Annotated in this window: 18 protein-coding genes and 2 pseudogenes; 16 read left to right on the forward strand and 4 right to left on the reverse strand. The window is 56.6% G+C overall.

Going from position 1 to position 21,143, the window contains the following annotated elements; translation table 11 throughout:
• Positions 1-19: 19 nt before the first annotated feature.
• From SYMBAF_RS04925 to flgA, 3 genes are all read right to left on the reverse strand, one after another.
• Positions 20-454 (reverse strand): flagella synthesis protein FlgN, encoded by a 435-nt coding sequence (locus SYMBAF_RS04925; protein WP_040266365.1) that lies wholly within the window; start codon positions 452-454, stop codon positions 20-22.
• Between the two features lie 41 nt (positions 455-495).
• Positions 496-807, reverse strand: a complete 312-nt coding sequence (flgM, locus tag SYMBAF_RS04930) for a flagellar biosynthesis anti-sigma factor FlgM (RefSeq protein ID WP_040266363.1) — start codon at positions 805-807, stop codon at positions 496-498.
• Positions 808-933: 126 nt separating this feature from the next.
• On the reverse strand, positions 934-1,584 hold the full coding sequence (gene flgA, locus SYMBAF_RS04935) for a flagellar basal body P-ring formation chaperone FlgA (RefSeq protein ID WP_040266361.1): 651 nt from the start codon (positions 1,582-1,584) through the stop codon (positions 934-936).
• A 164-nt stretch (positions 1,585-1,748) separates the two neighbouring features.
• Here flgA and flgB point away from each other — a divergent pair, with 164 nt between their 5' ends.
• The 11 genes from flgB to flgL all read left to right on the forward strand — a co-directional run bounded on the left by flgB (position 1,749) and on the right by flgL (position 11,941).
• The gene (gene flgB, locus SYMBAF_RS04940) at positions 1,749-2,162 is read left to right on the forward strand and encodes a flagellar basal body rod protein FlgB (RefSeq protein ID WP_040266468.1); all 414 of its coding nucleotides are present in this window, start codon (positions 1,749-1,751) and stop codon (positions 2,160-2,162) included.
• Between the two features lie 5 nt (positions 2,163-2,167).
• The gene (gene flgC, locus SYMBAF_RS04945; protein WP_040266360.1) at positions 2,168-2,572 is read left to right on the forward strand and encodes a flagellar basal body rod protein FlgC; all 405 of its coding nucleotides are present in this window, start codon (positions 2,168-2,170) and stop codon (positions 2,570-2,572) included.
• Positions 2,573-2,584: 12 nt separating this feature from the next.
• Positions 2,585-3,268: a flagellar hook assembly protein FlgD gene (flgD, locus tag SYMBAF_RS04950; protein WP_040266358.1), complete on the forward strand. Its 684-nt coding sequence runs from the start codon at positions 2,585-2,587 to the stop codon at positions 3,266-3,268.
• 52 nt (positions 3,269-3,320) lie between these two features.
• Positions 3,321-4,538 carry a flagellar hook protein FlgE gene (gene flgE / locus SYMBAF_RS04955; RefSeq protein ID WP_040266356.1) on the forward strand — a complete coding sequence of 406 codons (1,218 nt, stop codon included), beginning with the start codon at positions 3,321-3,323 and terminating at the stop codon, positions 4,536-4,538.
• A 12-nt stretch (positions 4,539-4,550) separates the two neighbouring features.
• Positions 4,551-5,306, forward strand: a complete 756-nt coding sequence (locus SYMBAF_RS04960) for a flagellar basal body rod protein FlgF (RefSeq protein WP_040266355.1) — start codon at positions 4,551-4,553, stop codon at positions 5,304-5,306.
• An 18-nt stretch (positions 5,307-5,324) separates the two neighbouring features.
• Entirely contained in the window at positions 5,325-6,107 is a 783-nt protein-coding gene (gene flgG / locus SYMBAF_RS04965; protein WP_040266354.1) for a flagellar basal-body rod protein FlgG, read from the forward strand.
• 84 nt (positions 6,108-6,191) lie between these two features.
• A complete protein-coding gene (locus SYMBAF_RS04970) occupies positions 6,192-6,893 on the forward strand; it encodes a flagellar basal body L-ring protein FlgH (protein ID WP_040266352.1) in 702 nt (233 codons plus the stop codon).
• Between the two features lie 220 nt (positions 6,894-7,113).
• The gene (locus tag SYMBAF_RS04975) at positions 7,114-8,214 is read left to right on the forward strand and encodes a flagellar basal body P-ring protein FlgI (protein WP_040266350.1); all 1,101 of its coding nucleotides are present in this window, start codon (positions 7,114-7,116) and stop codon (positions 8,212-8,214) included.
• Positions 8,214-9,149: a flagellar assembly peptidoglycan hydrolase FlgJ gene (gene flgJ / locus SYMBAF_RS04980; protein ID WP_040266348.1), complete on the forward strand. Its 936-nt coding sequence runs from the start codon at positions 8,214-8,216 to the stop codon at positions 9,147-9,149. The genes SYMBAF_RS04975 and flgJ overlap by 1 nt, the downstream gene beginning before the upstream one ends.
• Before the next feature lie 128 nt (positions 9,150-9,277).
• Positions 9,278-10,924, forward strand: coding sequence for a flagellar hook-associated protein FlgK (gene flgK / locus SYMBAF_RS04985; protein ID WP_040266346.1), 1,647 nt, complete (start codon positions 9,278-9,280; stop codon positions 10,922-10,924).
• A gap of 57 nt (positions 10,925-10,981) precedes the next feature.
• The gene (gene flgL, locus SYMBAF_RS04990; protein WP_040266345.1) at positions 10,982-11,941 is read left to right on the forward strand and encodes a flagellar hook-associated protein FlgL; all 960 of its coding nucleotides are present in this window, start codon (positions 10,982-10,984) and stop codon (positions 11,939-11,941) included.
• Between the two features lie 81 nt (positions 11,942-12,022).
• Here the strand turns inward: flgL and SYMBAF_RS04995 are convergent.
• Positions 12,023-12,437: pseudogene (locus tag SYMBAF_RS04995) on the reverse strand (transposase); the annotation flags it as partial.
• A gap of 537 nt (positions 12,438-12,974) precedes the next feature.
• On the opposite strand from SYMBAF_RS04995, the gene SYMBAF_RS05005 reads away from it, so the two are divergent.
• The 5 genes and pseudogenes from SYMBAF_RS05005 (at position 12,975) to SYMBAF_RS05025 (ending at position 20,847) form a co-directional block, all read left to right on the forward strand.
• Complete coding sequence (locus SYMBAF_RS05005) at positions 12,975-13,232, forward strand: group II intron maturase-specific domain-containing protein (RefSeq protein WP_237162954.1); 258 nt, start codon at positions 12,975-12,977, stop codon at positions 13,230-13,232.
• A 317-nt stretch (positions 13,233-13,549) separates the two neighbouring features.
• Positions 13,550-13,735, forward strand: a pseudogene (locus SYMBAF_RS05010) (transposase); the annotation flags it as partial.
• Between the two features lie 105 nt (positions 13,736-13,840).
• Entirely contained in the window at positions 13,841-14,230 is a 390-nt protein-coding gene (locus SYMBAF_RS05015) for a hypothetical protein (protein ID WP_152609169.1), read from the forward strand.
• A gap of 87 nt (positions 14,231-14,317) precedes the next feature.
• Positions 14,318-17,665: a non-ribosomal peptide synthetase gene (locus SYMBAF_RS05020; protein WP_185899920.1), complete on the forward strand. Its 3,348-nt coding sequence runs from the start codon at positions 14,318-14,320 to the stop codon at positions 17,663-17,665.
• On the forward strand, positions 17,650-20,847 hold the full coding sequence (locus tag SYMBAF_RS05025; protein WP_185899921.1) for a non-ribosomal peptide synthetase: 3,198 nt from the start codon (positions 17,650-17,652) through the stop codon (positions 20,845-20,847). The genes SYMBAF_RS05020 and SYMBAF_RS05025 overlap by 16 nt, the downstream gene beginning before the upstream one ends.
• The last annotated feature ends 296 nt before the right edge of the window (positions 20,848-21,143 follow it).

Here is a 21,143-nt window from a genome sequence, read left to right on the forward strand (position 1 = left end):
CAGGGCGCATCGGCTTGATTCAGATGACGATCTTACGCCCCAGCAGGTTGCTGCCGCGCGACTGTCCATCCGGGCCGTAAAGTGATTGATTATTCTTGTTCAGGATCGCCAGTGCCTGCGCGTTGTGGTCGATTTGCTGATTGAGCAGCATGCCGTTGTGCTGATTTTTCTCTCTTAGTGTCTGACTAAGCTGCTGCACTTGTTGCCAGCGTTGCGCCAATTGCGGTAGCCCGTCATAAGGTGCTTGCCATCCGAGGGTGTTTTCCAGCCTATGCCGTTGCTGTTCCAAATAGCCGACCGTTGCCAGCAACTGACTCTTGGCATCGGTAATGCGTTGCAAAGCCACGCCAGGCAACTGGCTCGAACATAGCAGATGATGTTCCTCTACCAACGCCGTATCCAGCCCATGTAAAGCTTCCAGCAGCTTATCCAGCAACTGTGTCAGGTTTTTCATGGTTGTCAATTATCTCTCTGAGAGTCTTTGTCGCCGTGCCGTCAGTCGCGTCCGGGGTTCCAAAGCATATCGCTCTGTACATTTTGCAGCAGCGCGTCGGCGATTTTGCCGGTGTCCATTTTTAGCTCACCACGTTGAATTGCCTGCTTGATAGCTGCTACCCGACTTATATCGATATCTTGGGTTCCCGGCTGCATCAGGTGGGCCTGAGCATGGCTCAGTTTAACCTGAGTACCACTGACGGTGGTTTCAGCGGTTGTGGACTTACGCGGCTGGAGCGGGTTATCGGCTGGTGTTTCACGTGGTTGCACGGATGAAACAGGTTGCAGTCGCTGGGTGCGATCAATACTCATAGTCAATCTCCATCTGCACTATCGCCGTGATGGCGATGACGCTAATATGATAATTTTGCGGCACTGATAGCCGGTAAAATACAGCCAATGATTCTTATCGGCAGGTTCTACTCAATCTTTACTTTTTTATAACGCAACGCGCATCACGCCATCGTCGCCCGCGATGCCACTGACAATTTGCCCCGATGCCATACGTACGCGCACGCTATCTTCGGCAGCCGCATTATTCATCGCTTTGCCCGAACCGCTGATGGTAAAACCATCGCCTTGGGCGAACACCTGAACCGGCTGACCGGCCTTGATCACCCAGGCGCGGCGTAGCATGGGTAGGGTTAGCGGCTGGCCGGGGATGATATTGCGCAAAGTGACGGCACCGAGCGCTTTGCTTATCTCAGTCAGCGTACGTGGCGGCAGGATATCGAGCCTTCCGCTTTGCAACTTGAGATCCGCCGCCGTCAAGTGACGGCCAGCGCTGATGTTGCGTGCTGACACTAAATAGTCGCCGAACGCCTGCACCTCAGTTTGAATAAATCGCCGTTGCTGGCCGCAACGAACCGAGACGCTAATGTTGCCCCACTGGCGGGCATTCGACGGCAGTGACAACAGCGGATGTTCGCATTGTGGCCATTGTGCAGCCGGAGTGCGCACCAGAACGTTGACTTTCACTTGGCTAGCGTCGTAGCGGCTCTTGATGAAGCTTTCGATTTGCCTCGCCAGATCGTCAGCCTGTGCGCTAAGGCTGCACAGCAACCCAGCGAGCAGCATTTTACCTTTCATTGCTATTTTCTCAAGCTTCTTTGGAATAGTCGTGAGTAAGTGTAGCCGTAAGGCGAACAGTCTAAGCGGACAAATAGCCACCCATTTGACCTTTATTCTCCCGATCGGTTGCATAGGGGCAGTTTATGCTGTTAGCTCCAAATTCTAACCTCGCGGAGGGGGCCATGCTCGACAAATTAGACGCTGCTCTGCGCTTTAACCAAGAGGCGCTCAATCTGCGTGCCCAGCGGCAAGAAATCCTGGCAGCTAACATTGCTAACGCAGACACTCCGGGCTATCAGGCGCGGGATATCGATTTCGCCAGCCAGTTGAACAAGGTGTTGGAGCAAGGGCGTATTAGCGGCAACGGTATCGCGCTGAATCTGACGGCGGCGCATCATATACCGGCGCAGAAGATGTCGCCACCCTCGCTTGATTTATTGTTCCGGGTGCCGGATCAACCATCAATGGACGGTAATACGGTGGACATGGATCGCGAGCGCATTAACTTTGCCGACAATAGCCTGAAATATCAGACCGACTTGACACTGATCACTGGTCAGATTAAAGGCATGATGTCGGTACTGCAACAAGGATAAGGCTTATGTCGTTACTGAATATATTTGATATCTCCGGTTCAGCGCTGTCTGCGCAATCGCAACGTATGAACGTTAGCGCTAGCAACATGGCTAATGCCGACAGTGTAACCGGCCCAGACGGTCAACCTTATCGTGCTAAGCAGGTAGTGTTCGAAGTGGCTGCTGCGCCCGGTCAGTCAACCGGCGGCGTGCGCGTAGCACAGGTAGTGGATGATCCAGCACCGGAGCGAATGATGTATCAGCCAGGCAATCCGTTGGCGGATGCTAAAGGCTATGTGCGTATGCCGAACGTCGATGTCGTGGGGGAGATGGTGAACACCATTTCCGCTTCTCGCAGCTACCAGGCCAACGTTGAGGTGCTCAACACCACCAAGTCAATGATGATGAAAACCCTGACGCTGGGTCAGTAACCGGAGAATTTCATGGCTATCGCCGCAACCACTAATGAACCGCTGGACAACACCATCATTGGTGGCAACAGCAACAGTAGGGGCACCAATAGCCAGGATCTGAGCAACAGTTTCCTGACGCTGTTGGTGGCACAGTTGAAGAACCAAGACCCAACTAACCCGATGAAAAACAACGAGCTGACCTCGCAGTTGGCGCAGATCAACACCGTCCAGGGTATCGAGAAGCTCAACACTACCCTCGGTTCGATCTCCGGCCAGATCAACAGCAATCAGTCATTGCAAGCCAGCGCGCTGATCGGCCACGGGGTCATGGTACCCGGTAGCAACATTCTGGCGGGCAGCAAAGATGGCAAGATCAGTACCACGCCGTTTGGCGTCGAGCTGGAGCGTGCCGCCGATCAGGTTACCGCCACCATTACTAACGCCAGCGGCCAGGTGGTGCGCACCGTCCAGATCGGTGCTCTGACTGCTGGGGTGCATTCATTCACCTGGGACGGCTCGCTGGATGATGGTACCACCGCGCCTGACGGAGCCTACAAAGTGGCGATTAACGCCAAGGGCAACGGCGAGCAACTGGTGGCGCGTAGTCTGCATTTCGGCATGGTAAACGGTGTGATCCGCAACGCTAGCGGCACCAAATTGGATCTTGGCCTGGCAGGTAGCGCCACGCTGGAAGAAATCAGACAGATTTTATAACCCTAACATTTGCTTTATCAGGCGATAGCCTGACCACTATTCGGAGAATCTCATGGCCTTTTCTCAGGCAGTAAGCGGCTTGAACGCGGCAGCAACTAATCTGGACGTGATCGGTAACAACATCGCTAACTCCGCCACTGCCGGTTTTAAATCCGGTAGCGTTTCCTTTGCCGACATGTTCGCCGGCTCGCAGATAGGATTGGGCGTCAAGGTGGCCGGTGTTATACAGAACTTCAAGGGGGGGGTCACCACTGGCACCAGTCGTGCGCTGGATGTCGCCATCACCGGCAACGGATTCTTCCGTATGCAGGACAAAGATGGTGGGATCTTCTACAGCCGCAACGGCCAGTTCCAATTGGACGAGAATCGCAACCTCACCAACATGCAGGGCCTGCATCTAACGGGTTACCCAGTGGCTGGTACGCCGCCGGTCATTCAGCAGGGTGCCGATCCGGTGCCGCTGAGCATCCCGGAAAACATGATGAATGCCAAGGCATCCACGGCGGGGTTTATGGTGGCCAACCTAAAGTCCACCCACAAAGTGCCGGAAAACAAGGATTTCGATCCATCTAAGCAAGATAGCTACAACTATGTCAATACCATTACCGCCTATGACTCGCTGGGCAATGCGCATAACATCAACGTTTACTTTGTGAAAACTGGCGAGAACAAATGGCAGGTTCATACCCGCGATGGTAATGCGAAACCGGTAGAAGCTGGCACCATGGAGTTCGACAGTAGCGGCAATTTGATTAATGTCGACGGCAAGGCGGGCGAGTTCAACATGAGCATCCAGATGGCTGACGAAGATGGCGCGGTCAAGGGGCAAAAGCTCAACCTGAGCTTTGCTGGCAGCATGCAGCAGAACGTCAGCAGCGACTCGGTGAGCAAGGTAACGCAGGATGGTTATGCGGCTGGCGAATACACCAACTTCCAGATTAACAACAACGGCACAGTGGTAGGGATCTACTCCAACCGACAGACGCAGATACTGGGTCAGATAGTGATGGCTAACTTCTCCAACCCAGAAGGTCTGTCTTCGCAAGGCGATAACCTATGGCAGGAAAGCGGGTCTTCTGGTCAGCCGCGCGTGGGTCTGTCGGGGAGCGGTGGCCTCGGCAAATTGACCAGTGGTGCGTTGGAAGCGTCCAATGTTGACCTTAGTCAGGAACTGGTGAACATGATCGTTGCCCAACGTAACTACCAGTCAAATGCCCAAACCATCAAAACGCAGGACTCTATTCTGCAAACGCTGGTCAGCCTGCGCTAATAGGATCGATTTATGGATCACGCGATTTATACCGCAATGGGTGCCGCGCGGCAGACGCTGGAGCAGCAAGCAGTGACCGCCAACAACCTGTCCAATGCTTTAACGCCGGGCTTTCGTGCCCAGTTATCGGCGCTACGCGCGGTGCCGGTTGATGGCCCGAGTCTAGCGACCCGCACCCTGGTGACCAGCTCGACGCCGGGGGCTGACATGAGCCAAGGAGCGCTGAATTATACTTCGCGTCCGCTGGACGTGGCGTTGCAGCAGGACGGTTTCCTGGCGTTGAGCCTGCCGGACGGCAGCGAAGCCTACACCCGCAACGGCAACATTCAGGTCTCCTCCACTGGGCAATTGATGGTACAGGGGATGTTGTTGATGGGCGATGGTGGGCCGATTGAGGTGCCGCCGTCGGCGGAGATCACCATCGCCGCCGATGGTACTATTTCGGCGTTGAATGCGGGTGATCCGCCTAACACCATCGCGCAGATTGGCCGCCTAAAGTTGGTGAAAGCCAAGGAGCGTGAAGTGATGCGCGGTGATGATGGCTTGTTCCATCTGACACCGGAAACCCAGCAGCAGCGAGGCAATCAGTTGCCAAACGATCCGCTGTTGCGTGTAATGCCGGGAGTGCTGGAGGGCAGCAACGTCAAGCCAACGGAGACCATGGTCGAGATGATCGCTAACGCCCGTCGCTTTGAAATGCAAATGAAGATCATTCACAGCGTGGATGAAAACGAACAGCGCGCCAACGCATTGTTATCAATGAGTTAAGTAGCGAGGAAATAATTAATGATCCCATCGTTATGGATTGCCAAGACCGGTCTGGATGCGCAGCAGACCAATATGGACGTAATTGCCAATAACCTGGCTAACGTCAGCACCAACGGCTTTAAACGTCAGCGCGCGGTGTTTGAAGATCTGCTTTACCAGACCCTGCGTCAGCCGGGGGCGCAGTCTTCCGAACAGACCACGCTGCCTTCTGGCTTGCAGATTGGCACTGGCGTGCGCCCGGTGGCGACCGAACGCCTGCACAGCCAAGGCAACCTATCGCAGACCAACAATAGCAAAGACATTGCCATTAAGGGACAGGGCTTCTTCCAGGTGATGTTGCCGGATGGTAGCCAGGCTTATACTCGCGACGGTTCATTTCAGATCGACCAGAATGGCCAGTTAGTCACTGCTAGCGGTTTCCCGGTGCAGCCGGCGATCACCATTCCGGCTAACGCCCTGAGCATTACCGTTGGCCGTGACGGCATTGTCAGCGTCACCCAGCAGGGGCAAACCGCTGCTCAGCAGGTGGGTCAACTCACGCTCACCAGTTTCGTCAACGACAGCGGCCTGGAAAGCGTGGGTGAAAACTTGTATCGGGAAACCGAAAGCTCAGGTGCGCCGAATGAGAGCACTCCGGGGCTGAACGGCGCTGGCTTGCTGTATCAGGGCTATGTGGAAACCTCCAACGTTAACGTGGCGGAGGAATTGGTCAATATGATTCAGACCCAGCGCGCTTACGAAATTAACAGCAAGGCGGTATCGACCTCCGATCAGATGTTGCAAAAATTGACGCAACTGTAATTGACGGGCGCAGTTCACACGTTGCTGCGCCTATCACCCCAATTGAGTGAAACAAAGGCGATACCTGTGGTAACCACATATTCGATGGCTACCCTGCTGCCGCAGGGGAAATACTGGCTGACGGGGCTGGTAATGCTGACGCTGAGCGGCTGCGCCTATATTCCGCATAAACCTCTGGTGGATGGCGCGACTACAGCGCAGCCCGCGCCGATGGGTACACCGCAACCAAACGGTTCGATTTTCCAAGCGGTGCAGCCAATGAACTACGGCTATCAACCGCTGTTTGAAGATCGTCGCCCACGAAATGTTGGCGATATGCTAACCATTATCTTGCAGGAAAACGTCAGCGCCAGCAAAAGCTCCTCCGCTAACGCCAGCCGCAAGGGTGCCAGTAAATTCGGCGTTGCTACCGTGCCGCGTTATCTGGAAGGGTTATTGGGTAATGCGCGTGCCGATATGGATATCTCTGGTGACAACACCTTCGGCGGAAAAGGCGCTGCCAACGCCAACAATACCTTCAGAGGCACCATCACCGTAACGGTCAATCAGGTGTTGGTTAACGGCAATTTGCATGTAGTGGGTGAAAAACAAATCGCCATTAATCAAGGTACCGAATTTATTCGTTTTTCCGGGGTGGTTAATCCACGTACTGTCAGCGGCACTAACTCGGTCACTTCCACCCAAGTGGCAGATGCGCGCATTGAGTATGTCGGTAGCGGCTATATCAACGAGGCGCAGACCATGGGCTGGTTACAACGCTTCTTCTTGAATGTTTCACCGTTTTGAATATCGGCGGCATGGCTTACCATCCTAAACCTGGCAACCGCACGCCTTTTGGCTAAGCGCCTATCCCAGGAGGCATAAATTGTTGCAGCCAGTTTGCACACGGACAGCGCGCAACAACCGCAGCGTACAGGGAGTACCTGGGGATGGTGAGCACTGTCCAGAGCCAACATGGCAAATAAAATGGCCTATTGGGATAGGTTCTAAGACGAATGAGGTCTTAATGTTAAACAAAATTCTCCTGGCGCTGCTGATTGGTGCGACGAGCTTACCGGTGATGGCGGAACGCATTCGCGATCTGGTGACGGTGCAGGGTGTACGTGACAACGCCTTGATCGGTTATGGACTGGTGGTGGGACTGGACGGCTCTGGTGACCAGACCATGCAGACCCCCTTCACAACCCAAAGCCTCGGCAACATGTTGTCGCAGCTGGGTATTACCGTGCCGCCGGGTACCAATATGCAGTTAAAAAACGTGGCGGCGGTGATGGTAACGGCCAAGCTGCCGCCGTTCTCGCGTGTTGGGCAAAATATCGACGTAGTGGTGTCCTCAATGGGCAATGCCAAAAGCCTGCGTGGCGGCACCCTACTGATGACGCCGCTGAAAGGCGTGGATAACCAAATCTACGCACTGGCGCAGGGTAACATACTGGTCGGGGGGGCTGGTGCTTCTGCTGGTGGCGGCAGCGTACAGGTCAATCAACTGACGGGGGGGCGCATCAGCAATGGTGCTATCATCGAACGTGAACTGCCGACCACCTTTGGCAGTGGCGAGGTGATCAACCTGCAACTGAATGACGAAGATTTCACCCTGGCGCAGCAGATCAGTGATGCCATCAATCGTCAACGTGGCGGCGGTATCGCATCGCCGCTCGACGCCCGCACCATTCAGGTGCGAGTGCCGCAGGGCAATAGCTCGCAGGTGCGTTTCTTGGCAGAAATTCAGAATATCAACGTCAGAGTTGGCGCGATCGATGCCAAGGTAGTGATCAACTCACGTACTGGCTCGGTAGTGATGAACCGCGATGTGATTTTGGACGCCTGTGCGGTGGCACAGGGCAACCTATCGGTGGTGGTCGAACAGCAAAATACGGTTAGCCAGCCGGATACGCCGCTTGGCGGTGGCCAGACGGTAGTGACACCGAACACTCAGATTTCGGTACAGCAGCAGGGTGGGGTACTGCAAAAGGTTAATGCCAGTGCCAACCTGAACAGCGTGATCCGTGCACTGAACGCGCTGGGTGCCACGCCGAATGATTTAATGTCGATCTTACAAGCGATGCAGAGCGCTGGCTGCCTGCGCGCGAAGCTGGAAATCATTTGATGGCGGGCGATCTAATGGCGATGTCGGGCGCGGCCTATGACGCCCAGGCACTGAACGGACTGAAACGCGATGCCGCCACCGATCCGCAGGGCAACCTGAAACAGGTAGCGCAGCAGGTAGAAGGCATGTTCGTGCAGATGATGTTAAAGAGTATGCGCGCTGCATTGCCGCAGGACGGGGTGCTGAGCAGCGATCAGACGCGGCTTTACACCTCGCTGTATGACCAGCAGATCGCCCAGCAGATGTCGCAGAAGGGCTTGGGACTGGCCGATATGATGGTCAAACAGATGAGCAACGTCAATAACGTGCCGAGCGAAACGGCGGGCTTGTCGCCGATGGCGCTGGACAACGAGGTATTGCAAACGCTACCACAACAGGCACTGGCGCAGATGGTTCGCCGCGCGGTGCCAGCCCCCCTTGCTGTGCCACCGTCCAACAACGGCAACTTCGTCGCCCGTCTGTCGGTTCCGGCACGTGTCGCCAGCCAGCAGAGCGGCATTCCGCATCAGTTGATCCTGGCACAAGCAGCGCTGGAATCCGGTTGGGGTCAGCGCGAGATCCCGACTACTGATGGCTCACCGAGCCACAACCTGTTCGGTATTAAGGCGGGGAGGAGTTGGAATGGCCCGGTAACCGAAATTACCACCACTGAGTTCGAGCAAGGGGCAGCGAAGAAGGTCAAAGCGGCATTCCGTGTCTACGGCTCTTATGTCGAAGCGATGAACGACTACGTTAAACTGCTGGCTAACAACCCACGCTATGCTGGGGTGGTCAACGCCCGTAGCCCAGAGCAGGCGGCGCATGCCTTGCAGCGGGCGGGGTATGCCACCGACCCGCATTACGCCAGCAAACTGGTCAGCGTGATCCAACAGATGAAACAGGCTGGTGCGCAGGCAGTGAAAGCTTACACTCGCGATGTACGAGAGTTGTTCTGACTGTGTAGCCGCCGATTTTTTTCTCAAGTTTTGCCCGTTTTTGTCGATAACCGAGACAGGCTGAGCGAATGGTTCAGCAAACGAATGAACCCTGTAGGCCACAGGTGCCGCAAAATCAAGGAATCCCAATGTCCAATAGCTTAATCAATACCGCGATGAGTGGGCTGAATGCGGCTCAGGTGGCGCTCAGCACTGTCAGCAACAACATTTCCAACTACAACGTGGCGGGCTATAACCGTCAGACTGCTATTCTGGCGCAAAATGGTGGCACGCAAATAACTAACGGTTTTGTTGGTAACGGCGTGACCGTCACCAGTGTCAACCGTGAATACAACCAGTTCATCACCAATCAGTTGCGCCACGCACAAGGCAATGCTGAAGCGCATAACGCCTACCACGAAAAAATCTCACAGATAGACAACCTACTGGCGAGTAAAACCAACAGCTTGTCGAACAACATGCAAGATTTTTTTACCAACTTGCAGAACCTGGTGAGCCACTCTGGCGATGATGCGGCGCGTCAGACGGTACTGGGCAAGGCTAACGGCTTGGTTAACCAGTTCAATAACACTGACAAATACTTGCGCGATATGGACAGTGGCATTAATCAGCAAATCGGCGACTGCGCGCAGCAGATTAACAGCTACAGCCAGCAGATCGCCAAACTGAACGACGAAATTACACGTCTGCGCGGCAGTGGTGGCGAGCCGAATGCCTTACTGGATCAGCGCGATCAACTGGTGACCGAGCTAAATAAAGTGGTTGGCGTGCAGGTGACTGAGCAGGATGGTGGAGACTATACCGTCTCGTTCGCCAACGGCTTGACTCTGGTGCAAGGCAACAACACCTATCAGGTGTCGGCGGTGCCTTCTAGCAGCGATCCTGCTCGTATGACCCTCGGCTATAACCATGGTCAGGGTGCCAGCGAAGTACCAGAAGCGCAAATCAGCAGTGGCATCCTCAACGGTGTGTTGAAGTTCCGCAGCGAAACGCTCGATGGCACCCGCAACCAATTGGGGCAAATTGCCTTGGTGCTGGCGGACAAGTTTAACCAGCAGCACCACGCAGGTTTCGATCTTAACGGTAAGGCTGGCAGCGACTTCTTCAGCTTCAGCGGTAGCCATGTGGTGGATAACACCCACAACACCGGTAGCGCCTCGCTGTCCGTGTCCTATAGCGATACTCACAAGGTGAAAGCCCAAGATTATCGCGTCGAATTTGACGGCAGCAACTGGCAGGTCAGCCGCCTACCGGACAATGTTAAGGTCAACGCCACTGCAGGCGCGGATGCTGACGGCAAGCCGACGCTGAGCTTTGATGGCCTACAGGTCAGTATCAAAGGCAATGCCCAGAACAAAGACAGTTTCATTGTTAAGCCGGTCAGTGATGTGGCGGGCAGCTTAAAAGTGGCGATCAGCGATCCATCGAAAATTGCCGCAGCCGGCAAGGCTGACAGCGGGCGGGGCGATAATGAAAACGCTAAGCACCTGATCGACCTGCAAACCAAAATTTTGGTGGACGGCAAAGCGACTTTCAGTGGTGCATACGCCAGCATGGTCAGCAATATCGGCAACCAGACGGCTGCCGCCAAGGTTGCTGCCACCTCGCAGGGCAGTATCGTCAAACAGTTGACTAACCAGCAGCAGTCGATTTCCGGCGTTAATCTGGATGAAGAGTACGGCGCGCTGTTGCGTTTCCAGCAATATTACATGGCTAATGCGCAGGTGATTCATACTGCCAGCTCAATGTTCGACGCATTGTTGAATATCCGTTGATTTAGTTGCTGACCGGGGCTACCGGTCACTCATTTTGAATTTTGAGGAACCCACAGCATGCGCATGAGCACCAGCATGATGTACCAACAGAACATGACCGGTATCACCGGCACCCAGTCGCTGTTTATGAAGGCAGCTGAGCAGCTTTCAACTGGCAAGAAAGTGATCAATCCGTCTGACGATCCGCAGGCGGCATCGCAGGCAGTGATGTTGTCACAGTCACAGGCTGAGAACAACCAGTACGCCTTGGCACGCACCTTCGCCCGGCAGAACGTCTCGATGGAAGAAACCGGGTTGCAGGGTGTCACTTCTACCATTACGGACATTAAGGGGCTAATCGTCCGCGCTGGTGGTACAGGAAGCGATAATGACCGCGCCTCGCTGGTCACCGAATTGCAGGGGCTGAAAGAGCAACTGCTCAATCAGGCCAACGGCACCGATGGTAATGGCCGTTATATGTTCGGCGGCTATATGAACGACAAACCCCCCTTTGTCGAAGAGGGCGGTAAAGTTCTCTATAAAGGCGGTGATAAGGCGGTTGAGCAGAAGGTGGATGCCAACCGCACTATGACCGTTGGTCATATCGGCAATGTGGTGTTCATGTCGCTGACCAGTAACCCAAAACCTGAACCGGACGGCAGTCCATCGGTTTCTAACGTATTCGAGAGCATCGACATCGCATTGAACGCGCTTAAGACCCCGTTACAGAATGCGGATGACGCCGCCAGGAAACAAGTGGATGATGCCTTGGCTAAAGCCAACCGTGGTTTGGACAACTCGTACAACAAAGTGCTCAGCGTGCGATCCGAGCTGGGTTGCCAATTGAAGGAATTGGATCAGTTGGATGACATCGGCCAGGAACGTGATATGACCAGCAAGATCCAAATGAGTGCGTTGACGGATGCGGATATGGCCGAGTCAATCTCGTCTTACTACATGCAGCAGGCCGCATTGCAGGCATCGTACAAAACATTCAGCGATATGCAGGGAATGTCGCTGTTCCAACGGAATCGCTAACGATAAATGCGAAACACAGAAGATTTGAGAACGTTCAGAATTCTGTGTCACGCTAAAAAATCATTGCAACGTCGGAAGTTTTCACCCCAGAGCGCATATTACACGCCGTCGTAGTAGCTCGAAAACCCGGCGTGATCATACATCTGACGTTTCAACATCTTCAGGCGGTTTACACGGCCCTCTACACTACAACGCCGTTACTCCACTTGCTATTGATAGCCTCGTATATTACTGCTGAATCAGCCTCCATCCCGGCCTCAACATGCTCTAGCTCAACGAGTCCACTTCTGCTGACATTGGTGAACCACTTGTTCAGTCGTGGTTTGTTTTTGGCTTTCAGGATCTGATAGAAGTCGAGTGCCAGTTGTTGCGCTATTTTCAACTGCGATGCCTTTTCGCACATCAGCTCAATGAAGCGGGAAGCATAATTTTCTTCTCCTCTTATTATTCGCCAGGGCATCAACCATCGACTGACCCAGGAAGCTGAAGGAAGACGGCAGGAACGGTAACTTCATGCCGCCGGAAAAATCTGGGGGTTCCGGCGTAGGTGTGCCACGAATGCACCCTGTGGCAAATAAGGGTGCAATGCTGTGCGAGAGATGAGGGTAGGCCCCTCGGAGGCGGTGTCCAGACGCAGCCTTCAAACTACTCTGAGCTGCTGCCGTTAAGAGCGGTGGTGGTGAGCGTCAGAGAAAAGGCGCAGTCAGATGCGTCATGTATGTGTTGTGAAGATGAACGAGAGTGAACTGTAGATGCAGTGTCGGAAGGAACAAGATGATGTCAAAAATGCGCTTTCTAAGCGGTGCGTGATAAGTCCAGCGGTTATCTGGTTACTGGCTGGTCGGCATCCGGCATAGAGACAGCATGAGCACAACACAGGCTCTGGCATGGAACGAGGGAACCTGTCGTCCCGATGCGAAGGGAGCGGCGTCGAGCGGAAACCCTGCGAGCGCCTGAGTACCAATGCGGGGCACACCGGCAGACGGTACGGGGCTGGGATCTGAGTCACAAAACCCCGTTGTCTCTGGAAGTAATGGCACGCTGGCTCAATCCCATGTTACGAGGCTGGATTAATTACTCTGGGCGCTTTTATCGGTCAGCGATGGACTGTATAGCCAGTCATATAGATCTGCACCTTGTGAAATGGGTCGCCCGCAAATATAAGCGGGTACAGGGTAGCCTGGCTCAGGTATATGAATGGTTGAGAAGGATACAGAGCGCTAAGCCCTGCCGGTTTGCACACTGGGAAATTTGTACGCGGCGTGAACGGTCAACGACAAGAGCCGGATGACGGGAGACTGTCACGTCCGGTTCCGTGGGAGCGCAGGGGGGAAGTTCCCTTGCGCGACCCGATACTCCAAATATCATTGTGGGTAGTTGCAAGTCTAGTTGTATGCATACTTCTTTGTAATTGTTTGATTTTTATTTTATTACTTTGGGGTGTTGATGCGGTGGTGAGTATTTTCTTTTAGATTAGAATTGAATGTTTTGAAACACTGTCTATTATCAGTAAAAATGATATGTTATGAGTGATTTTTGTGCAGGTTAATAAGGAGCGAAGTTCTGGCTCAATGTGTTGACCGAGCTGAAAAACTGGGGTCTTCAAAATTCGTTTATCCCGCTGATATTTGCAAGGCTATCTATACGACCAACGCTATCGAATCGCTGAATAGTGTGATCCGACAAGTGATTAAGAAGCGTAAAGTGATCCTAACAGACGACTCAGTGCGAAAAGTGATTTATCTGGGGATCCAGGCGGTGTCGAAAAAATGGAATATGCCGATCCAGAACTGACAGTTAGCAATGAGTCGTTTTATTATCGAGTTGGGTGAACGTCTAAATTGTCACCTTTAATAGGCGGACAGTTACAGAGAATCATGGAGAAATTCAGGTATGTCAATGGATGACGAGTTTTTTCTGAAGTTGCAAGGCCATATATATGCTGCATGTTTTAAGCAGTGCGGTTTTATGGTTCTCTCTTTTCTTAAGGGTGTCACTTTCTTCGCAGGGAAATATATTCTCGAGTCTCTTACTTTTAGTGTAAAAATATATTCTTCGTTTTTTTTTCCTTATTTTTTGCGTGAAAAGATATATTCAACGGCTCCCGATGCATCCCCCATTACCCGTCACAGCGTTTTAAAAATCAACAGGCCAGAGAACGCTTCTCATTTTCGCAGCGCAAAACTGACGTGTTCGCAACACCAACGTAGCGTGCCCGGGCCTATTTTAACCGTGACTTCAGTTATTCACCCGTTCCTGCTCTCACCTGATGGTGAGGGTATCAGTTAGCTTGCTTTATATACGTGACACTTTACTCCCTCAGTAAACCCGTCGCAGTCACACCACTTTTGATATTACGAACAATGGAGCCGTCTCATGATTGACAAGAACGAAGGAACTAAGGGTTATACGGAAAGTAATTCAGAACAGTTCTTCCGTGAAATGCTGAGTAGTGTGACCGAGGCTGTACTGGCATTTGGCCAGAGTAGCACCCCACCAGGAGAGTTAATCATGACGGCATCGGGGTTTATGCTCAGGCAGGAGCTGAATACCCGGTTACGTCGTCAGGCAGCGCGCCTCGGGGTCAGTCTGGAAAGCCTCTGTCACCTGGGCTGGGCGCTGGTGCTGTCACGCAGCAGCCACTGTGAGCAGGTGGTGTTTGGCACAGGACTGCGGGCGCACAGGGGCATATTACCTATTCGTGTGGATATCCGTGAGACGGGGACAGAAGAGGCTGCTCGCCAGGTATTTGCGCGGCTGGAGGCATTACAGGCCCATCAGCAGACGCCCCTGTCGCTGGCGCTCCGGTGCAGTGGCGTGGGAGGAGAAGCCCCGCTGTTCAATGCCCTGCTGAACTACCGCCATAGCCAGAGCAACGAGACCACCGTTGAAATAGAGGACGCCCAGTGGCTGGATGAACAGGCGCGAACCCATTACCCGGTAACCCTGTCGGTTGACGACGACGGCGAGACCCTGGGGGTCACGGTACAGGCCGTGTCCCCGCTGGAGCCGGCCCGGGTGGGCGGCTATATGGCGCAGGCGCTGCTGTCGCTGGTGACGGCACTGGAAACCACACCGCAAAAAGCGGTGTGTGAGCTGCCCATTCTGCCGGCGGCCGAGCGTAAGTGCGTGCTGTATGACTGGAACGCCACCGGGGTGGACTACCCGCAGGGCGAATGCCTGCACAGGCTGTTTGAGCAGCAGGTGCAGCGTACACCGCATGCAATGGCCGTGACAGCGGAAGGGGAGACGCTCAGCTATGCGGCCCTGAATAACCGCGCCAACCGCCTGGCGCATTACCTGCGGGCGCAGGGGGTGGGGCCGGATGAACGGGTGGCGGTGTGTGCCGAACGCAGCAGCGCGATGGTGGTCGCCCTGCTGGGGATCCTGAAGGCCGGGGGCGCTTATGTGCCGCTCGATCCGGGCTACCCGCGTGAGCGCCTGAACTATATTCTCGGGGATGCAGCCCCGACGCTGCTGCTGGCTGACGCGCGCGGGCTGCAGGTGCTGGACACCCCGTCGGTGCCGGTGATCCCGCTGGACGACCTCGCCGCACTGACCGGCGGGCTGCCGGAAGATAACCTGACACCGGCAGCCCTGAGCCTGTCTGAACGTCACCTGGCGTATGTGATTTACACCTCGGGATCTAGCGGTCAGCCGAAGGGGGTGATGGTGGAGCACCGGCAGGTGGTCAATCTCTGCCAGGCACAGGGGACGCTGTTCAGCGTGACGACAGACAGCCGTGTCCTGCAGTTCGCTTCGGCCTGTTTTGATGCGAGTATTTCCGAGATCGTGATAACGCTGGGCCATGGTGGCACCCTGATCATCGTGCCGGATGATATCCGTCAGGACAGGCAGCGCCTTGCCGGCTTTATCAGGCAGTACGGGGTGACGCATGCGACCTTCCCACCGGCCCTGTTCGGCCAGCGCTATCCGGATGACTTCAGCACACTGCAATACGTTGTCTTCGCCGGTGAGTCCCCGTCGGCAGCCCTGCTGCAGGGCGCGGCGGAAACGGCGGTGGTCTTTAATGCCTACGGCCCGACCGAGACTGCGGTGTGTGCGACGGCATTACGCTATGAGCCGGCCAACCCGCTGCACAGTGAAAGAGCCATCGGTACACCGATAGCCAACACGCGGATTTATCTGCTGGATCCGCAGGGGGAGCCGGTGCCGGTGGGGGCTGTCGGCGAGCTGTATATCGGCGGTGTGCAGGTGGCACGGGGTTACCTGAACCGGCCAGCGCTGACCGCCGAACGCTTTCTGGCGGATCCGTTCAGTGCCGAGCCGGGGGCGCGGATGTACCGCAGCGGCGACCTGGCGCGCTGGCTGCCGGACGGGACGGTGGAATACCTGGGGCGTAATGACGAGCAGGTGAAGATCCGCGGGTTCCGTGTGGAGCCAGGCGAGGTGGCGGCACGGCTGGCGGCACACCCGCAGATCCGCGAAGCGGTGGTGCTGGCCCGGGGCGAGGGGGAGGCCCGTCACCTGGCCGCCTGGTGGGTGCCGGAAACGGAGGAGACGGCCTGTGATGCCGCGTCACTGCGTGCCTGGTTGGCGGGAGCGCTGCCTGATTACATGGTGCCGCGCAGCTATGTGCGGCTGGACGCCCTGCCGCTGACGCCAAACGGCAAGCTGGATAGACGGGCGCTGCCGGCACCGACGGAGGACGCCCGGGTGCGCGGGGAGTATGAAGCGCCGCAAGGTGACGTGGAGACGATCCTGGCGGCGCAGTGGTGCGCGCTGCTGGGTCTCGACCAGGTGGGACGCCACGACAGCTTCTTTATGCTGGGCGGGCATTCACTGCTGGCGGTGCGCCTGATCAGTCATTTACAGAGGCAGGGTTATGCCCTGAGTCTGCAAGCGGTATTTGCCGCCCCGCTGCTGGCAGAGATGGCAGCGGCCTGTGACACAGGGCACCGGGAGGTGCCAGTCCCGCCGAACGTCATTACCCCGCAGGTGACCGCCCTTACCCCGGAGATGTTACCGCTGGCCACCCTGACGCAGGCCGAGATCGACAGTATTGTCGCCCGGGTGCCGGGGGGGATAGCGAATATCCAGGACATCTACGCCCTGTCGGCGTTGCAGGAGGGGATGCTGTTTCACCGCCTGCTCGATGAAGACCATGACCCTTACGTGCTGCGGCTGTTGTTGCGTTTTGACACTCAGGCAGCGCTGACGCGTTATATCAGCACCCTGCAGTTCAGTATCGACCGGCATGACAGCCTGCGCACGGCGATATTCCATGAAGGGCTGCAAGAGCCGGTTCAGGTGGTGCTGCGTGCGGCCAGACTGGACGTTGAACAGTTCCGGCCTGATGCTGAGGGTGAAGCAGTGGCGGTACAACTGCTGCAGTATGCACAAGGCACGCCATTGAGGCTGGAGCAGGCCCCGTTGCTGCACCTGGTGGTTGCCGACGGCGATCAGGGTGAGTGTGTCGGGGTTATGAAGCTGCATCACCTGATAGCTGACCATGTTTCGCTAGATATATTGCACCGTGAAGGGGGGTTAACGGCATCAGCGCGGGCAGCGCTGCCGCCACCGCCGCCGTTCCGTAAGCTGATTGCCGCAGGGCGACAGAAAGGTTTGCGGGCGCGTTCACAGCGCTTCTTCCGTGAGATGCTGGGCGATGTGACCGAGCCGGTACTGGCCTTCGGGCTGAATGATGTCCGGCTGGACGGGCCGACACCACCGAGTCACGGCAGAGGTTGCCGGCGGCGCTGAACCGCCGGCTGCGCGCCCAGGCGGCCCGCCTCGGGGTGAGCCTGGCCAGCCTGTGTCACCTGGGCTGGGCGCTGGTGCTGTCACGCAGCAGCCACTGCGAACAGGGGGTGTTTGGCACGGTGCTGCTGGGTCGCAGCGGGGCGGAAAGCGAAGACATGGTGGGACTGCTGATCAACACCCTGCCGGTACGGGTCGATATCAACGGCACGGGAGCGCAAGAGGCCGTCCGTGCGGTGCATGCCCGGCTGGGGGCGCTGCTGGCCCATGAGCAGGCCACGTTGTCGCTGGCCCAGCAGTGCAGTGGCGTGGTGGGTGAAGCCCCGCTGTTCAATGCCCTGCTGAACTACCGCCATAACCAGAGCAACGAGACCACCACTGAAATAGAGGGCGTCCAGTGGCTGGATGAGCAGGAGCGGAGCAACTACCCGGTGACGCTGTCGGTTGAAGACGACGGCGAGACCCTGGGGGTCACGGTACAGGCCGTGGCCCCGCTGGAGCCGGCCCGGGTGGGCGGCTATATGGCGCAGGCGCTGCTGTCGCTGGTGACGGCACTGGAAACCACACCGCAAAAAGCGGTGTGTGAGCTGCCCATTCTGCCGACGGCCGAGCGTAAGCGCGTGCTGTATGACTGGAATGCCACCGGGGTGGACTACCCGCAGGGCGAATGCCTGCATAGGCTGTTTGAGCAGCAGGTGCAGCGCACGCCGCATGCAATGGCCGTGACGGCAGATGATGGCGTGCTCAGCTATGCGGCCCTGAATGACCGCGCCAACCGCCTGGCGCACTACCTGCGGGCGCAGGGGGTGGGGCCGGATGAACGGGTGGCGGTGTGTGCCGAACGCAGCAGCGCGATGGTGGTCGCCCTGCTGGGGATCCTGAAGGCCGGGGGCGCTTATGTGCCGCTCGATCCGGGCTACCCGCGTGAGCGCCTGAACTATATTCTCGGGGATGCGGTGCCGACGCTGCTGCTGGCTGACGCGCGCGGGCTACAGGTGCTGGGCACCCCGTCAGTGTCGGTGATCCCGCTGGAGGATGTACCGCTACTGACGGGGGAATTACCCGCCGGGGATCTGACGCCAGCAAGCGCCGGGCTGTCGGCAAATCACCTGGCGTATGTGATTTACACCTCGGGATCTAGCGGTCAGCCGAAGGGGGTGATGGTGGAGCACCGGCAGGTGGTCAATCTCTGCCAGGCACAGGGGGCGCTGTTCAGCCTGACGACAGACAGCCGTGTCCTGCAGTTCGCTTCGGCCTGTTTTGATGCGAGTATTTTCGAGATCGTGATGGCGCTGGGCCATGGTGGCACCCTGATCATCGTGCCGGATGATATCCGTCAGGACAGGCAGCGCCTTGCCGGCTTTATCAGGCAGTACGGGGTGACACACGCGACCTTCCCACCGGCCCTGTTCGGCCAGCGCTATCCGGATGACTTCAGCACACTGCAATACGTTGTCTTCGCCGGTGAGTCCCCGTCGGCAGCCCTGCTGCAGGGTGCGGCGGAAACGGCGGTGGTCTTTAATGCCTACGGCCCGACCGAGACCGCAGTGTGTGCGACGGCATTACGCTATGAGCCGGCCAACCCGCTGCACAGTGAAAGAGCCATCGGTACACCGATAGCCAACACACAGATTTATCTGCTGGATCCGCAGGGGGAGCCGGTGCCGGTGGGGGCTGTCGGCGAGCTGTATATCGGCGGTGTGCAGGTGGCACGGGGTTACCTGAACCGGCCAGCGCTGACCGCCGAACGCTTTCTGGCGGATCCGTTCAGTGCCGAGCCGGGGGCGCGGATGTACCGCAGCGGCGACCTGGCGCGCTGGCTGCCGGACGGGACGGTAGAATACCTGGGGCGTAATGACGAGCAGGTGAAGATCCGCGGGTTCCGTGTGGAGCCGGGCGAGGTGGCGGCACGGTTGGCGGCACACCCACAGGTTCGCGAGGCGGTGGTGCTGGCCCGGGGTGAGGGGGCGTTACGTCACCTGGCCGCCTGGTGGGTGCCGAAAACGGAGGAGACGGCCTGTGATGCCGCAGCGCTGCATGCCTGGCTGGCGGGAGCGCTGCCTGATTATATGGTGCCGCGCAGCTATGTGCGGCTGGACGCCCTGCCGCTGACGCCAAACGGCAAGCTGGACAAACGGGCGCTGCCGGCACCGACGGAGGACGCCCGGGTGCGCGGGGAGTATGAAGCGCCGCAGGGTGACATGGAGACGGCCCTGGCGGCGCAGTGGTGCGCGCTGCTGGGTCTCGACCAGGTGGGACGCCACGACAGCTTCTTTATGCTGGGCGGGCATTCACTGCTGGCGATGAGGCTGGTGAGCCGACTGCGCCGCGCGGGGTATGCCCTGAGTCTGCAGGCGGTGTTTGCTGCGCCGGTATTAACGGATATGGCGAAGTGCATTTATGGCGCACCGGCATACCCGTCTGATAAGGCAATTGCAGTCAGAACTGAAGGTCACCAGGCACCTTTGTTCTTCCTGCCTTCAGGTTTTGGTGATTATTCGTATGTCTACGAACTGGCCCGTTTTATTGATAATGAGTCCCCCATTTACGCCCTGCCATGGCCGGCGGGCCTGGCGGAAAAAGGGTTCACTCTGGCGAAGGTGGTCGGGTATGCCGTGGCTATGCTCCGCAGGGTTCAGCCACACGGGCCTTACCATCTTGCGGGGTATTCATCGGGCGGGCTTTTAGCCTGGTCTATAGCCAGACATCTGCGGGAGAATGGAGAGAAGATCGCCTTTGTTGGCCTGATAGATACGTTACTGCCGGAGATGAGACATTCAGCTTCTGAGGCATTCGCCGGTGAGGCGCAGTCCCCTTCTGCTGCGGAGATAAGAGAGGAGGCGGACAGAATCGGGCTGAATATGGATTTGATTAACGCAGCCAGTATTCAGCATCACGCCCGGCTAGTGGCGGACGTGGACGTGACCCCGACGGATATTGATGTGTATTTGTTCAAGGCGAAAGAAGAGTATATGGATGAAAATACGTCATGGTTCAAAAGGATAACGCAGCGGGGATATACCCGTGAGGATGCGTCCGCCCTTCTCTGGGATACGGTGCTTGAGCCTGAAAGGATAACGGTGACGCGGGTTAACGGAAACCATGTGACTTTATTAACCGATGCCGGTAACCGGCAGGCGCTGGGTGCCCATATTTCGGCGTCGTTAAAGGTGTGTCGGGAATGATGGGTAATAACTGACTGGCGGATCGCTTAACCCCTGTGTGGCAGGGTATGTTTTACTCATACCCTGATCTGGCTTCCCTACGCGTAAACAATTCCTCAACCAGATGCTGGCCACCAACGCGATGCGAGGCGCGAGTTTCCAAGCCTGTATTGGTGCCATCTTGACAACGGGAACGGTGCTGGGGAATTTAGGGCTGAGCGCAACGCAACACAACAGAACTGGGCAAGTTATGTTGTGCTCGCTGCTACCCTAGCCGCACATCTTCGCAACCTACTGTCATCCCCGTAGATAAGGGA

Origin of the sequence: Serratia symbiotica, from assembly GCF_000821185.2 — a bacterium.
In the GTDB taxonomy this organism is placed as follows: Bacteria; Pseudomonadota; Gammaproteobacteria; order Enterobacterales; family Enterobacteriaceae; genus Serratia; species Serratia symbiotica.